This is a genomic window from Pseudomonas anguilliseptica, assembly GCF_021375795.1.
Lineage (GTDB): Bacteria > Pseudomonadota > Gammaproteobacteria > Pseudomonadales > Pseudomonadaceae > Aquipseudomonas > Aquipseudomonas anguilliseptica_A.
On the sequence record NZ_JAEIOI010000005.1, the window covers coordinates 224,556 to 239,347 of the forward strand.

The following is a 14,792-nucleotide window of genomic DNA, read 5'->3' on the forward strand; positions in this document are numbered from 1 at the left end:
CTAGGTTCTGCATTTCAACATCTAGTATTTATAGGGCGTAACATGCAAATAGATATCGGGGATGTCGGCGAAGATCTGTTTCAGAAATGGTGCAGCTCTGCCGGTCTAAATGCACATAAGGCTCATCGCGATAGATATGGATGGGACTACTACGTAGAAATGGCGGTATCGCGAGCTACTGGTAGCGCACATGACCTCCATAAAGGGAATGGCGCATTCAAGATCCAGGTAAAATCCACGAGAAGTAAATCTGCTTCAGTTCAGGTTGAGCTGTCCAACTTATTGGCGCTGGCTACTGACCCTTTGCCAACATTCTATTTACTGCTCCAATTTGACTCAGTATTAGAGGATGAGCCACAAGCCGCCTATTTGGTATGTTTAGACAATCGCTGGGTAGAGAAAATTCTCAGACGGGTACGAGAGGTCACGATTCAAGACACTAATGCGAAACTCAATAAAAAGAAGATTTCCGTTCCATTTGGTAAGTGCGACTTAATTTCCCCATTAAACCCTCATGGTTTCATGACGAAGATTTTAGAGCTAGTTGATGGGGATTTTTCTGCGTTCTCTAAGCAGAAGCAAGACTACTTATCGACGGTTGGCTTTGAAGACGGCTCAACAGAAATACTTATACAGCTTGAAACAAAAGAGCAGCAAGAGCAGTTTATTCTTGGCACCCTTGGGTATCGTGAGCCAATAAGCGTGACCTCTTTTCAAGCATGGGAGAAAAGATTCGGCATACGCGACCTCATGCCTAGTATAGAGTCTACTCAAGGGACGATTAAACTGGTGGTTGAGAATCAGCGGACAGTTCGTGTAATGCTGGCGGGACCGAAAATGGACCCACTGTTCTTTGACATGCAACTGTACGTCTCCACAATTCCCAGCCCTAGTCAGTATCTGCCATTTCGTCTTAACGGGCGTTATTTTGATGTATTAATTGATATTGCTAAGAAAAACATAAAAATAACACCCGAAATTGAGCCTGACGAAATATACCCCTTTCAGGAGTTTCAGTCGGCGATCTGTTTCTTGAATCATGTTCATACATCAGGGGCTAATGTCGAATTAGCAATTGAACATGACGATGACTTCTTACCCATAGCCTCTTTGAACTGCATGTTAATGGAAAAAGTTTTCACTTGGGAGGAAGAGACTCTTACAGGGCTACGTACGATTTTAAAGGCTAGCAGCACTGATCCTAATGTAAAAATCACTCACCGCTGGCTGTATCAGAACACGGAGCACATAAAGAAATCGGCATTGCTAATGAAAGAAGGTATCGTATTAAGGTCTGAGAGCCCTGAATTTTATAAATTTTTAGATTTCTCAATTATTAAGTGCGTCTTCGCAACGACTCTAGCCTTCCCCAATCAATGTTTGATTCTTTTTTTCTCAGCAGATGGCGAATTCAGAATTGAAGACAAGAAGTACTTTTACAGCAACAATGTGCAATTGGATCACGCGGTTTCAGGACCGCGCTCCGATACTTGGTACAAGATGATGATAAACAGCCAGCGAAGTGTCTATGAAGCCTTGGATGATGATGTTCTTATTATAGATAATCTGCCGAGGTGGAATGATCTTGTTTGAAGCCGCATAATCCGAACTAGGCTTCAGCAACCACAGCAACAGTTTCTTCGTACCCTCCACAATGGTGTGTGTGGGGGGGGAGTTTTATTTAGTGGCCTGACTGACCTTTTTTGACCAAAAAGCAGCCGTCTATCCCTAAAAACGCCTGTCTTTACCCCTGATGCAGCGCCCGGTAATGACTCGGCGCCATGCCCACCACTTTGCGAAATAGCCGCGAGAAGTAATACATATCCTCGTAGCCCAGTTGCTCGGCTACCTGGCGGATGCCCTGTTCGCCCTCGTCGAGCAGGCGGCAGGCGTGGGCCATTTTCAGTTGAATAAAGTCCTGAATCGGCGCATGCCCGGTCAGCGCGCGGTAGGTTTTTGCGAAGTGAAAGCGCGACAGTTTGAACTGCGCGGCCAGCTCGTCGAGGTTCAGCGAATCATGCAAGTGAGCGCGCATCACTGCCTGGACCGCGTCCACATCCAGCACCCGCCCGGATTTCAGCGTGGTGCGCGCCGGCAGCACCGCCAGTGAGGTAAGCAGCACCTGCAACTGATGCGCGGCATGAATAAAGTGCGCCAGGTTGAGGCCCTGCTTGCGCAGGTTAAGCAGTGCATCGAACTCCGCCAACAAACGCGGTTGCACGCCAATGCGCCACAGCGGCCCCTTCCCCAGGGGTTTGAGAAACTCCGTTACCAGCTCACCATCGAAGTGCACCCAATACAGCGTCCAGGGTTTGTGCGGGTCTGCGCCATAGGTGTGGGCGACACCTTTTGGCAACAGCAGCAGATCGCCACCACTGACAGCTAATCGTCCATCTCCACTCTCTAACCAGCCCTGCCCCGCACGGCAGTAGATCAGCAGATGGTCGTCCGGTTGCAGGCGCTGCATGCGGTGCCCCTGCGCCTGCGGGTAAAACCCCAACGCCAGTGGGTAGCAGCCTTGCGCCAGTGGGCTTTTGGCCAACAAGCGGCGTAGCCTGGGCGGCGTGATAAAGCGCACGCCGTTGGCCGGCAGGGGCCAGTTGGAGGTATCGACGTAAGCGCGCATCGTAGTACTCAGTAGCCGGATGCCATCCGGGAAGACAGGCCTCGGATGGCATCCGGGCTACGCATTCAATCCCAAGATAGTCCATCCATAGACCAAGATCGTCAATCCACAAAGCTCAGCGGTACGGCTATAACACGGGCAAAACAATAAAAGCTCAGTGGAGAGAACGCATGGCCAAGGCAATCCCACAGTTGATCGACGGTGAATGGCGCGAAAGCCGCAGCCGCGAATTTATCGAAGTCACCGACCCGGCTACTCAGGAAGTTCTGGCGCTGGCACCCAAAGCCACCGCCGAGGAAATTGAAGCGGCGATTGCCAGTGCCAAGGCAGCCTTTCTCACCTGGCGCGAAGTACCGGTGTCGGAGCGCGCACGGGTCATGCTGCGCTATCAGCACCTGCTCAAGGAACACCACGACGAACTGGCGGAGATTCTCGCCGGGGAAACTGGCAAGACCCTGGCCGATGCCAAGGGCGATGTCTGGCGTGGCATCGAGGTGGTCGAGCAGGCCTGCAATATCGCCAGCCTGATGATGGGCGAAACCGTCGAGAACGTGGCCCGCGATATCGACACTGCCAGCTGGATTCAGCCACTGGGTGTGTGCGTCGGCGTCACCCCGTTCAACTTCCCGGCAATGATTCCGCTGTGGATGTTTCCCCTGGCCATCGCCGCCGGCAACACCTTTATTCTCAAGCCCTCCGAGCAGGACCCGCTGACGCCTAACCGCCTGGCTGAACTGTTTATCGAAGCCGGCGCACCCAAGGGCGTGCTGCAGGTGCTGCATGGCGCACGCGAGGTGGTCGACAGCCTGCTGACTCACCCGGATATCCGCGCCATATCCTTCGTTGGCTCGGTGCCGGTGGGCCAGCACATCTACCGGACCGGCACCGCTCACCTCAAGCGTGTGCAGGCCTTTGCCGGGGCGAAGAACCATATGGTGATCATGCCCGACGCCAACAAACCGCAGGTACTGAGCAACCTGGTGGGTGCAAGCTGTGGCGCAGCCGGGCAACGCTGCATGGCGATCAGCGTGGCGGTGTTCGTGGGCGACTCGAAGCAATGGATCGACGAGCTGCAGGCGCAGATGGCCGACCTGCAACCCGGCTACTGGACCGACGGCCACGCCGCCTTCGGCCCACTGATCAGCCAGCAGGCCAAACAACGCGTGCTGCGCCTGATCGCCGAGGGCAAGGCGGAAGGTGCCGAGTGCCTGCTGGACGGCTCGCACTGCGCGGTCGAGGGTTACCCCAACGGCAACTGGGTCGGCCCAACCCTGTTTCGCGGCGTGACGGCCAAGATGAGCCTGTACCGCGAGGAAATTTTCGGCCCGGTGCTGGTGTGCATGGAGGTCGATACGCTGGAAGAGGCCATCGAGCTGGTCAACGCCAGTCCCTACGGCAACGGCACTTCGATCTTCACCCGCTCCGGCGGCGCGGCGCGGCACTATCAGCACGCGGTGGAAGTCGGCCAGGTCGGCGTCAACGTGCCGGTACCGGTGCCGCTGCCATTCTTCTCCTTTACCGGTTGGAAGGGCTCGTTCTACGGTGATCTGCACGCCTATGGCAAACAGGGCGTGCGCTTCTTCACCGAAACCAAGACGGTGACCAGCCGCTGGTTCGATGATGAGGCCGTCGCCGGACCGAATATGACCATCCAGCTTAAATAACTGCATGCCAGGCTGATCACGAGTCGGCCTGGCCCTAACTGCCGGGGATTACCCATCCCGTTAAGGATTGACCATGGATTTTGAACTAAGCGAAGAACAACGCCTGCTGGTCGACAGCGCCCGCGCCTTTTCCGCCAAGGAGCTGGCCCCGCACGCTGCCGACTGGGATCGCGATCACCACTTCCCGGTGGATGTGATCAAGCGCGCCGCCGAGCAGGGCTACCTGGCCCTGTACATCAAAGAAGAAGACGGCGGGCTGGGTTTGTCGCGGCTGTCTTCATCGCTGATTTTCGAACAGCTGTCGGCAGGCTGCATCGCCACCACGGCGTTTCTTACCATCCACAACATGGCCAGCTGGATGCTCGCCTCCTTCGCAGATCAGGCGCTGAAAGACGTCTGGCTGCCACGTTTGGTCAGCGGCGAGCTGCTGGCCTCCTACTGCCTGACCGAGCCGGATGCCGGTTCCGACGCTGCCCACCTGCGTACCCGCGCCAAGCGTGATGGCGACGACTATGTGCTGGATGGCAGCAAGTGCTTTATCTCCGGCGCAGGCAGCACCGATGTGCTGATTGTGATGGCGCGTACCGGCGAGGACAGCGGCGCCAAGGGTATTTCCTGCTTCCTGGTGCCGGCCGATGCCGAGGGCGTGAAGTACGGGCGCAACGAATTGAAGATGGGCTGGCGCGCCCAGCCGACCCGCACCATCGCCTTCGAAGGTGTGCGCATTCCGGCGGGCAACCGCATTGGCCCGGAAGGCCAAGGCTTCGTCTACGCGATGAAGGGCCTGGACGGCGGACGCATCAATATCGCCAGCTGCTCGCTGGGCGCGGCACAAGCGGCGCTGGAGCAGTCGCTGCGCTACGTCGAGGAGCGCAAGCAGTTCGGCAAGCCGCTCAGCGACTTCCAATCCCTGCAATTCAAACTCGCCGACATGCTCACCGAGCTGACCGCCAGCCGGCAGATGGTGCGCCTGGCCGCACACAAGCTCGATCACGGCCATAGCGAAGCCAGCCTGTATTGCGCCATGGCCAAACGCTTTGCCACCGATCACTGCTTCACCCTGTGCAACGAGGCACTGCAACTACACGGCGGTTACGGTTATCTCAATGATTACCCACTGGAGCGCTGGGTGCGTGACAGCCGCGTGCATCAGATACTCGAAGGCACCAACGAGATCATGCGGGTGATTATCGCCCGTCGCCTGCTGGATCAAGGCGGCATGCTGGATCGCCTGCTCTGAGCAAAACATCGGACTTGTAGGAGACAGCTTGCTGGCGATCAAATACCCAAAAGCATCGCCAGCAAGCTGGCTCCTACACAAACTCAGATATGAGGACACCCATGAGCACTGCCATCGAAGCCTACAACCCCGGCGTGTTTGACCTGACCCACAAGCTCACCGTGGAAAAACACGGCCACACCGCGCTGATCACCATCAACCAGCCGCCGGCCAACACCTGGGACCGCGACTCGCTGATCGGCCTCAAACAGCTGGTCGAACACCTCAATCATGACGATGACATCTATGCCCTGGTGATCACCGGTCAGGGCAGCAAGTTCTTCAGTGCCGGTGCCGATCTCAAGCTGTTCGCCGATGGCGACAAGGCCCGCGCCCGCGAGATGGCCCGGCGCTTTGGCGAGGCCTTCAAGGCGCTGCGTGACTTCCGTGGCGTATCGATTGCTGCAATCAATGGCTACGCCATGGGTGGCGGCCTGGAATGTGCCCTGGCCTGTGATATCCGCATCGCCGAACGTCAAGCACAACTGGCCCTGCCCGAAGCCACGGTAGGCCTGCTGCCCTGCGCTGGCGGCACTCAACACCTGAGCTGGCTGGTCGGCGAAGGCTGGGCTAAGCGGATGATTCTGTGCGGCGAACGGGTGGATGCAGAGACCGCCCTGCGCATCGGCCTGGTCGAACAGGTAGTTGACAGCGGCGAAGCACGCGGCACCGCCCTGCTGCTAGCCGCCAAGGTAGCCCGGCAAAGCCCGGTGGCCGTGCGCACCATCAAGCCGCTGATTCAGGGGGCTCGCGAACGCAGCCCGAACAGTTGGCTGAGCGAAGAGCGCGAGCGCTTTGTCGACCTGTTCGACGCCGACGACACCCGCGAAGGGGTTAACGCCTTCCTGGAAAAACGCGACGCCCAGTGGCGCAACAAGTGATCTGAACACGGGCAAGCCGTGCGCGGCTTGCCCCATAGGCAACGCAAATCCGTAGGGTGGATGTCGCTTTTACATCCACCATGGCCTCGCTCGGTGGATGGATAAAACGCCGGCTACGCGACCCGCTCCACCCGACTCTGGAAACGCAGATGAACGTGCAATTCGAAGAACGCCCGGCCCAACACGGTTACCGCATCGGCATCGCCAGCCTGGATGCCGAGAAGAGCCTCAACGCCCTGTCACTGCCGATGATCGAAGCGCTGGATGCCAAGCTCAAGCAGTGGGCAGACGACCCGAGCATCGCCTGTGTACTGCTGCGCGGCAACGGCCCCAAGGCCTTCTGCGCCGGTGGCGACGTGGTGCAGCTGGTGCATCAGTGCCGTGAATATCCGGGGGAAATCCCGTCTTTGGCGCGGCGTTTTTTTGCTGACGAGTACCGCCTGGACTACCGCATCCACACCTATCCCAAACCCTTTATCTGCTGGGCCCACGGCCATGTGCTGGGTGGCGGTATGGGTTTGATGCAGGCTGCCGGCATCCGCATCGTCACGCCTGGCAGCCGGCTGGGCATGCCGGAAGTGAATATCGGCCTGTACCCGGATGTCGGCGGCAGCTGGTTTCTCGCGCGCCTGCCGGGCAAGCTCGGCCTGTTTCTCGGCCTGACTGCCAGCAGCATCAATGCCACGGATGCCCTGGAACTGAACCTTGCCGACCGCGTACTGCTCGACAGCCAACAGGACGACCTGCTCAGTGGCCTTGCCCAACTCAACTGGCAGGAGCACAGCCAGCAGCAGCTGCATAGCCTGCTCAAAGCCCTGGAAAACCAGGCCCGCAGTGAACTGCCACAAGCCCAGTGGCTGCCGCGCCGTGAGCGTATCGATGAACTATTGGATGTACCTGACCTGCCGCAGGCCTGGCAGGCCATCAGCGCCCTGCAAATAGACAACGATGCGCTGCTGGCCCGCGCCGGCAAAACCCTGGCTGGCGGCTGCCCGTTGACCGGGTATCTGGTGTGGGAGCAGATCAAACGGGCCAGGCAGCTGTCTCTGGCCGAGGTATTCCGCATGGAGTACGCCATGAGCCTGAACTGCTGCCGCCATCCGGAATTCCCCGAAGGCGTACGCTCGCGACTGATCGACAAGGATCATGCACCGCGCTGGCACTGGCCGGATGTGGCGAACATTCCGCAGCAGGTGATCGACGCACACTTCGAGGCGGCCTGGGACGGCGAGCACCCGCTTGCAGACCTGTAGATAGTAAATCTGTGGGAGGGGCTTCAGCCGCGACTGGAACCACTAAAAAATCGCCGCTGAAGCGCCTCGCACAATTGGAACGGCAACCGAGGCGAGCTGCCCGCCTGGACTGATCACGAGGAGAACAACAATGACAACGATCGCGTTCATCGGCCTCGGCCATATGGGCCTGCCCATGGCCCGCAACCTGCTCAAGGCCGGGCACGGCATGCGGGTATTCGACTTGGTGCCGGCGGCCATGCAGGAACTGGCCGCCGAAGGCGCACAAGCCGCCAGCAGCGCCCTGGATGCAGTACAGGGTGCCGATGTGGTGGTCAGCATGCTGCCCGCCAGCCGGCATGTCGAAGGCCTGTACCTGGGTGATAACGGTCTGCTGGCTGCGCTCAAACCCGGCACCCTGGTACTGGAATGCTCAACCATCGCCCCGGAGGTCGCACGCAAGGTGCATCAGGCCGCGCGTGAGCGGGGTATAGAGCTGCTTGACGCGCCGGTATCCGGCGGAACGGCCGGTGCGGCGGCGGGCACCCTGACCTTTATGATCGGCGGCGCGGCCAGCACCCTGGAAAAAGCCCGCACGATTTTCGAGGCCATGGGCAAGAACATCTTCCACGCTGGCCCCGAGGGCGCAGGGCAAGTAGCCAAGGTGTGCAACAACCAGGTGCTGGCCGTGCAAATGATCGCCACCGCCGAAGCCATGGCCATGGGCGTGGCCAACGGCCTGGAGCCGACGGTATTGGCCGAGATCATGCGCCAGAGCTCAGGTGGTAACTGGACACTGGAGAAGTACAACCCCTGGCCCGGCGTCATGGAAAACGCTCCGGCGTCCAAAGGTTATAGCGGCGGTTTTATGGCCGAGCTGATGGCCAAGGACCTCGGCCTGGCCCAGGAAGCCGCCCAAGCCAGCGGCAGCAGCACGCCAATGGGCGCGCTGGCGTTGCAGCTGTATCGCCTGCTGCTCAAACAGGGCAAGGGCAAGCAGGATTTCTCGGTAGTGCAGCAGCTGTTTGTCGAATAAGGTCTCGTAGGAGCCAGCTTGCTGGCGATGCTCTGGCTTGATCGCCAGCAAGCTGGCTCCTACAGGTTGCCTTCCAGCTCACTCACCGCTCGCGCAGCGCCTCGGCACGGGCACGGATAATCGGTTTGAGCAGGTAGCTGAGCACGCTCTTCTTGCCGGTGATGATGTCCACCGAAGCGACCATGCCGGGGATGATCAGCAGCGGGTTTTCCTCGCTGCCCAAATGACTCTTGTTGGTACGCAGCTTGATCACATAGAAGCTGTTGCCATCATCGTCGGTGACCGTGTCGGCACCAATCTGCTCCAGCTCGGCCTTGAGTCCACCGTAGATGGTGTAGTCATACGCGGTGAACTTGACCATCGCCTCCTGACCGGGATGCAGGAAGGCAATGTCCTGTGGACGGATACGCGCCTCGACCAGCAGGTTCTCACCCAGCGGCACGATTTCCACCAGATCGCTACCCGGCTGAATCACCCCACCAATGGTGTTGACCAGCAGTTGCTTGACGATGCCACGCACCGGTGACGTGACCAAGGTACGGTTGACCCGATCCTCCAGCGCCTTGCCGGTCGACTGGATCTTGCTCAGTTCGGTACGTGCCTCATTCAGCTGCGTCAACGCCTCACTGCGAAAACGCCCACGGGTTTCATCGATCTTGCGCTCGACTTCCTTGATCGCCGCTTCGGCACGCGGAATGGCCAGGGTGGTGGCTTCCAGCTGACCACGAGCCTCGACTTCGGCGCGTTTGAGGCGCAACACCTCCACCTGGGAAATCGCCCCTTCGGCCACCAGCGGCTCGGACATGCGGATTTCCTGGCGCAACAAGTTCAGGCTGTTACTGAACTGCCCCTGCTTGGAAGCGAACTCACGCAGTTCCTGACGACGCTGGGTCAACTGCTCTTCCAGACCTGCAACTTCATCGAGCAATTGTTGCTTGCGGCTGTTGAACAGCTGGATTTCGTTATCCGCCAGCCCGGGGGCTTTTTCCCGTACTTCATCAGCCACCACCAGCTCGCGATCCTGCACTTCGGCACTCAAGCGCTCCACCCGCAGCAACAGCGCCAGGCGGTCAGCTTCGGTTTCACCCACGTTGGAAGCAAAACGGGTGTCGTCCAACCGCAACAGCGGGTCGCCCACTTCAACAATCTGCCCTTCACGGACAAACAGTTCAGCGACGATACCGCCTTCCAGGTTCTGAATTTTCTGCAGCCGTGAAGACGGAATCGCCTTGCCATCGCCGCGGGTCACTTCATCGACCACGGCAAAATTGGCCCACAGCAGGCAGAACACCACAAAGGCGATCAGCCCCCAGATGGTCAGACGCACCACCCGTGGCGCATCCTCGATCAAGGCTTTGTTGACCTCTGGCAACGGCTCATCACCCAACTCATCATGGCCGCCAAAATAGGCAGCCATGGCCTGGCGCAGGCTCTTCTTCTCAGGCGCGTTAGCTGACACTGATCTGCCCCTTCTTCAGCGCTTCCATGACACTGCCTTTTGGCCCGTCAGCGATGATCTGCCCACGGTCGACAATGATCAGCCGGTCCACCAGGCTGAGCATCGAGGCGCGGTGCGTGACCAGCAACAGGGTCTTGGTGCCAATCACCGCAGACAGGCGCTGTTTGAGGCGCTCTTCACCGGTGTTGTCCATCGCGCTGGTGGGTTCATCGAGCAGCAGAATCGGCGGATCAAGCAGCAGCGCACGGGCCAATGCAACGTTCTGCCGCTGACCACCGGAGAGGTTCTGGCCGCGTTCGCCGACCTGCAGTTCATAGCCTTTGGGGTGCAAACGGGCGAATTCGTGTACGCCAGCCAACTCGGCCGCCTGCAACACCAACTCGTCCTCCACATAGCGCGCCCCGGACACCAGGTTATCGCGCAAGGTACCGCTGAACAGCTGGATATCCTGCGGCACATAGCCGATGTTATGGCGCAGGTCACTGACATCCAGCTGGCGAACGTCGATACCGTCCACCAGCAAGTTGCCGGCATCCGGCTGATACAAGCCGACGATCAGTTTGGCCAGCGAGCTTTTGCCCGAGCCGCTACGGCCGATGATGCCAATCTTCTCGCCCGGACGAATCACCAGGTTGACGCCCAACAAGGCGGCCTGTTGCTGATCCGGGTAATGGAACTCCACCTGACGGAACTCCACGGCACCTTGCAGAGCCTGGCGCTTGAGCGGTCGCTCGTCGGCATGCCGCTCCTGCGGCAACTCCATCATCTGGTTGACCGAATCAAGGGTGACCCGCGCCTGCTGGTAGCGCGTAAGCAACCCGGAAACCTGTGTGAGCGGACCCAAGGCACGGCTGCTGAGCATGTAACAGGCGATCAAGCCGCCCATGCTCAGGTTGCCATCGATGATCTGGTACACGCCGAGCACGATCACCACCACACCGGCCAGTTGCTGCAGCAGCATGGTCGAGTTCATGGCCAGGCTGGAGAGCATGCGCGCACGCAGCTCCAGACGACTGAGAGTGCCGATGGTCTGCTCCCACAGGTACTGGCGCTCGCTCTCGGCATTGTTGACCTTGACCGCATCCAGGCCGGCCAGGCTCTCGATCAGGCTCGACTGACGCTCAGCCGCCAGGGCCATGGTGCGCTGCATGGTTTCCGCCAGCGGCCGCTGCAACAGCCAGCCAATCAACGCCACCAGCGGGAAGGCCAGGATCGGAATCCACACCAGGTGCCCGCCGATCATGGCGATCACCGCAAGAATCAGCAGGGTAAATGGCAGGTCAATGACGCTGGCCATGGTCAGCGAAGCGAGAAAATCACGCAGGCTTTGAAATTCGTGGATGTTCTGCGCGAAGCTGCCAACCCGCGCCGGACGGAACTTCATGGCCATACCAGCGATGCGTTCGAACAGCGTGGCGGAGATGATCAGGTCGGTTTTCTTACCCGCCAGATCGAGGCACAGACCGCGCAGGGTCTTGAGCAGCAGGTCAAAACAGAACACCCCGGTGATGCCGACGGCCAGCACCCACAGAGTCGCTTCGGCCTGGTTCGGTACGACCCGGTCATACACGTTCATCACGAACAGTGGCGTGGCCAGGCCGATCAGGTTGATCAGAAAACTCGCGGCAACCGCATCGATGTACAGCCAACGGGAACGCTTGAGGGTGTCGCGAAACCAGGAGGTGGCACGCGGAATCAGCTCACCACGGTTGAAATCGAATTTATGCAACGGCTGAGCGAAGAACACCTGCCCGCTGTAATCCTTGGCCAAAGCCTCGGCACTGACCCGCACCTCGCCTCCTTCGCTTTCGCTGGGCATGATGCGCGCCCGGCCCTGATCATCCCAGCCCAGCAGAATGGCGCTGCGGCCGTCGTGCAGCAGCAATAGAGCCGGCATGGCCAAAGCTGGAATCTTTTCCAGACCACGGCGCAGCCAGCGCCCTTGCAAACCAGCGCGGGCGGCGGCGCGTGGCAGCAATTCGGCACTCAAACGCTGTTCGGGAAGTGGCAGACCTGCGGTCAACATCGCGCGGCTGACCGATTTCTGGTGCAGGCTGCACAGCGACAACAGGCTATCTAGCAGAGGGTCGTCGTAGCGATCACGGGGATCGCTACGGGTTTGCATCGGGCTTGGGTCTACTGCCACAAGGATTCACTCATACTTGAATAGGGCCTAATTCAGGCCCGGCAAGTTTACCTGAGCCTTGATCTCATCCAGCGGTGCAGCCGCCATAGGTGCAACTACACCTTGGCTCTTGAGCAGGGAGCCCATGGTGGCCTTGATCCGATACTGAGTAAACAGTTCAGTGAAGCGAACTTCCTCAAGACGACGCGAAGCGGTGAACAGTTCGTTCTCGCTGTCGAGCAGGTCCAGCAAGGTGCGATCACCAAGGCTGAACTGCTTCTGATAGGACTCGCGCACACGGCTGCTGTAATCGACATACTGCTGGGCAATCGGCAACTGCTGGCGAGCATTTTCCAGGGCGTTCCAGGCCAGACCGAGGTCTTCGTTGAGCACACGCAGGGCGTTGTTGCGGATGTCCATGGCCTGACTGGTCTGATAGGCCTTGGACTGCAGATCAGCCTTGTTGCTACCGCCGGCAAACAGGTTGTAGCGCATGTTGACCATCGCGCTCCACTGATTGTTATGGCCTTTTACGCCATCCAGATTGTTATCCATACCGCGCGACAACTCGGCATCGAAACGTGGGTAGAAGGTCGACTTGGCCGCTTCATACTGCTGTTCGCTGGCCTTTACATCCGCCTCGGCCGAACTCAGGAACGGGTTGTTGGCCAGCATCTCCTGGCGCGCAGCTGGCAGACTCTCCGGCAGATGCCCCTGCAGACCAGCTGGGCGAGTCAATTCACCGGGATCACGCCCCACCACGCTGAAATAGTTGACCTGCGCATCAGCCAGATTGGTCTTCTCGGTAATCAGGTTATTGCGAGCCTGAGCCAGACGCGCTTCGGCCTGGTCGAGGTCGGCAGTGCGGCCAACGCCGCTTTGGCTACGCAGGGTGATCTGATCGTAAATACGTTCGTGGCTCGCCAGGTTGTTCTCGGCCAGACGCACCAGTTCCTGGCGAGTCAGCACATCCAGATAAACCCGCGCTACGGTCAGGCCGGTACGTTCGGCAGTGCCCAACAGTTCATAAGCACGGGCATTCACCGTGGCGCGCTGACGACCGACTTCACTGCTGGTGGCAAAACCGTCAAACAGCATCTGCTGCACACGCAGACTGGACTCGCCGCGATTCAAGGTTTCAGTGTTGTGATTCAGACCGCGGGTGCCCGGGCTGTCAGTACCTTCACGACCATAACCGGCCAACAGGTCGACCCGTGGCAGGTAACCACCTTTAGCGGCCTTCATTTGTTCTTCAACAGATAGACGCGCGTTGATGCCAGCCTGAATCTCTGGATGCACCTCAAGGGCACTTTGCATGGCTTCGTTGAGCGTCTGACCATGGGCCGTCATCGATACAGCAAGAGCAAGAGGGAACAGTGCAAAAAAACGCATCGGGTGGAATTCCTTTCAGGCTGGGCTAGTGACTTGGAGCAACGACGACGCAACGCGCTTGACGCAAAGTGGTACAGGCTACATAAAACAGCCGAATAAACGTGACGCGCATCACAAGAGCAAAAGCCAATATCAAAGTGACATCAGCGCGCGCATTGTTTATTATCGCGAGCAGCCGGTCAATAGTTTGGCATATTACTAATTCCAGAATGGAATAAGCCAAATTTATGACGCCAATATTTTGTCAGACAAGCAACATTCAACGCAAAGCATTGCTTCACTATATTTAACGCTTTACCGAGCCCATACCGGAGCCCGCTTTATGAGCACAATCGTCGCCATCGTAAAAAGTCTTGTCGGTCAGGTTTTTGCCGTTTCTCTCGACGGCCTCAAGCGCCAAGTATTCGAAGGCGAACGTTTGCTCATGGGCGAACAGATCCTCACTGGTCTGGGCGGCGAAGTGACCCTGCAACTGGCCAACGGCGACGTGGTCAATGTGGCGCAGAACAGTAGCTGGCAGGCAGCGCCCGGCGATGCACAAGGCGACGCCGACAAACCCCAGGCCAACCCAAACCTAGAGCAGGCCCTGGCAGCCGGCTTCGACCCCACCACCGACCTTGAGGCCACTGCGGCCGGCCCAGGCGCCGGCGGCGGCACTGGCGGCGCAGCGGGTGGCGGCCACAGCTTTGTGATGCTCAGTGAGACTGGGCAGCGGCTAGATCCGACCTTAGGTTTCGAAACAGCGGGGCTTAATTTGGGCACCCAGCCTATAGAGGAAGATATATCAGCAGAGGACACAACTTCGGCTGATGTAACATCACTGCTAGATAACGGCGCGCCGACCATCGGCAGCGTCGAAGCCGGTGCTCCAGGCGTAGCCGATGACAACGTCAATGAAGGCCAGACCCTGACCTTCAACGTCAGCATCAATGACACCTCGACACAACCGGTCAGCTATGCCCTGAGCCTCGGTGGCACGGCCACCGCCGGCAGCGACTACAACGCCACCCTGACCAATGCCAGCTTCAGCAATGGCGCCACGTATGATCCGGCCACCGGCCTGGTCACCGTGCCAGCAGGCGTCACCGGTTTCAGCGT

The 14,792-nt window shown here is 58.8% G+C and carries 11 protein-coding genes; 7 read left to right on the forward strand and 4 right to left on the reverse strand.

Features of this window, described 5'->3' with window-relative positions; translation table 11 throughout:
- Positions 1 to 42: 42 nt before the first annotated feature.
- The gene (locus tag IOD17_RS17045) at positions 43 to 1,593 is read left to right on the forward strand and encodes a DUF4365 domain-containing protein (protein ID WP_233686219.1); all 1,551 of its coding nucleotides are present in this window, start codon (positions 43 to 45) and stop codon (positions 1,591 to 1,593) included.
- A gap of 151 nt (positions 1,594 to 1,744) precedes the next feature.
- On the opposite strand, the gene IOD17_RS17050 is transcribed toward IOD17_RS17045, so the two are convergent.
- Positions 1,745 to 2,626 (reverse strand): AraC family transcriptional regulator, encoded by an 882-nt coding sequence (locus IOD17_RS17050; protein WP_233686220.1) that lies wholly within the window; start codon positions 2,624 to 2,626, stop codon positions 1,745 to 1,747.
- A 170-nt stretch (positions 2,627 to 2,796) separates the two neighbouring features.
- Here IOD17_RS17050 and IOD17_RS17055 point away from each other — a divergent pair, with 170 nt between their 5' ends.
- The 5 genes from IOD17_RS17055 to mmsB all read left to right on the forward strand — a co-directional run bounded on the left by IOD17_RS17055 (position 2,797) and on the right by mmsB (position 8,718).
- Positions 2,797 to 4,290, forward strand: a complete 1,494-nt coding sequence (locus IOD17_RS17055) for a CoA-acylating methylmalonate-semialdehyde dehydrogenase (protein ID WP_233686221.1) — start codon at positions 2,797 to 2,799, stop codon at positions 4,288 to 4,290.
- A 73-nt stretch (positions 4,291 to 4,363) separates the two neighbouring features.
- A complete protein-coding gene (locus IOD17_RS17060; protein ID WP_233686222.1) occupies positions 4,364 to 5,530 on the forward strand; it encodes an acyl-CoA dehydrogenase family protein in 1,167 nt (388 codons plus the stop codon).
- 101 nt (positions 5,531 to 5,631) lie between these two features.
- Positions 5,632 to 6,450, forward strand: coding sequence for an enoyl-CoA hydratase (locus IOD17_RS17065; protein WP_233686223.1), 819 nt, complete (start codon positions 5,632 to 5,634; stop codon positions 6,448 to 6,450).
- Positions 6,451 to 6,599: 149 nt separating this feature from the next.
- Positions 6,600 to 7,703 carry an enoyl-CoA hydratase/isomerase family protein gene (locus IOD17_RS17070; protein ID WP_233686224.1) on the forward strand — a complete coding sequence of 368 codons (1,104 nt, stop codon included), beginning with the start codon at positions 6,600 to 6,602 and terminating at the stop codon, positions 7,701 to 7,703.
- Between the two features lie 130 nt (positions 7,704 to 7,833).
- On the forward strand, positions 7,834 to 8,718 hold the full coding sequence (gene mmsB, locus IOD17_RS17075) for a 3-hydroxyisobutyrate dehydrogenase (RefSeq protein WP_233686225.1): 885 nt from the start codon (positions 7,834 to 7,836) through the stop codon (positions 8,716 to 8,718).
- Positions 8,719 to 8,800: 82 nt separating this feature from the next.
- On the opposite strand, the gene IOD17_RS17080 is transcribed toward mmsB, so the two are convergent.
- The 3 genes from IOD17_RS17080 to IOD17_RS17090 are packed head-to-tail and all read right to left on the reverse strand — an operon-like array spanning position 8,801 to position 13,694.
- Positions 8,801 to 10,135 carry an HlyD family type I secretion periplasmic adaptor subunit gene (locus IOD17_RS17080; RefSeq protein WP_233686242.1) on the reverse strand — a complete coding sequence of 445 codons (1,335 nt, stop codon included), beginning with the start codon at positions 10,133 to 10,135 and terminating at the stop codon, positions 8,801 to 8,803.
- A 31-nt stretch (positions 10,136 to 10,166) separates the two neighbouring features.
- On the reverse strand, positions 10,167 to 12,302 hold the full coding sequence (locus tag IOD17_RS17085) for a type I secretion system permease/ATPase (protein ID WP_233686226.1): 2,136 nt from the start codon (positions 12,300 to 12,302) through the stop codon (positions 10,167 to 10,169).
- A gap of 48 nt (positions 12,303 to 12,350) precedes the next feature.
- A complete protein-coding gene (locus IOD17_RS17090; protein ID WP_233686227.1) occupies positions 12,351 to 13,694 on the reverse strand; it encodes a TolC family outer membrane protein in 1,344 nt (447 codons plus the stop codon).
- Between the two features lie 322 nt (positions 13,695 to 14,016).
- On the opposite strand from IOD17_RS17090, the gene IOD17_RS17095 reads away from it, so the two are divergent.
- The coding region (locus IOD17_RS17095; protein WP_233686228.1) for a retention module-containing protein at positions 14,017 to 14,792 on the forward strand (776 nt) is incomplete at its 3' end.

Excerpts from the sequence above, each read along its gene's own strand:
- IOD17_RS17045 (WP_233686219.1), top strand. The coding sequence starts at position 43 with ATGCAAATAGATATCGGGGATGTCGGCGAAGATCTGTTTCAGAAATGG.
- IOD17_RS17050 (WP_233686220.1), bottom strand. The coding sequence starts at position 2,626 with ATGCGCGCTTACGTCGATACCTCCAACTGGCCCCTGCCGGCCAACGGC.
- IOD17_RS17055 (WP_233686221.1), top strand. The coding sequence starts at position 2,797 with ATGGCCAAGGCAATCCCACAGTTGATCGACGGTGAATGGCGCGAAAGC.
- IOD17_RS17060 (WP_233686222.1), top strand. The coding sequence starts at position 4,364 with ATGGATTTTGAACTAAGCGAAGAACAACGCCTGCTGGTCGACAGCGCC.
- IOD17_RS17065 (WP_233686223.1), top strand. The coding sequence starts at position 5,632 with ATGAGCACTGCCATCGAAGCCTACAACCCCGGCGTGTTTGACCTGACC.
- IOD17_RS17070 (WP_233686224.1), top strand. The coding sequence starts at position 6,600 with ATGAACGTGCAATTCGAAGAACGCCCGGCCCAACACGGTTACCGCATC.
- mmsB (WP_233686225.1), top strand. The coding sequence starts at position 7,834 with ATGACAACGATCGCGTTCATCGGCCTCGGCCATATGGGCCTGCCCATG.
- IOD17_RS17080 (WP_233686242.1), bottom strand. The coding sequence starts at position 10,135 with ATGGCTGCCTATTTTGGCGGCCATGATGAGTTGGGTGATGAGCCGTTG.
- IOD17_RS17085 (WP_233686226.1), bottom strand. The coding sequence starts at position 12,302 with ATGCAAACCCGTAGCGATCCCCGTGATCGCTACGACGACCCTCTGCTA.
- IOD17_RS17090 (WP_233686227.1), bottom strand. The coding sequence starts at position 13,694 with ATGCGTTTTTTTGCACTGTTCCCTCTTGCTCTTGCTGTATCGATGACG.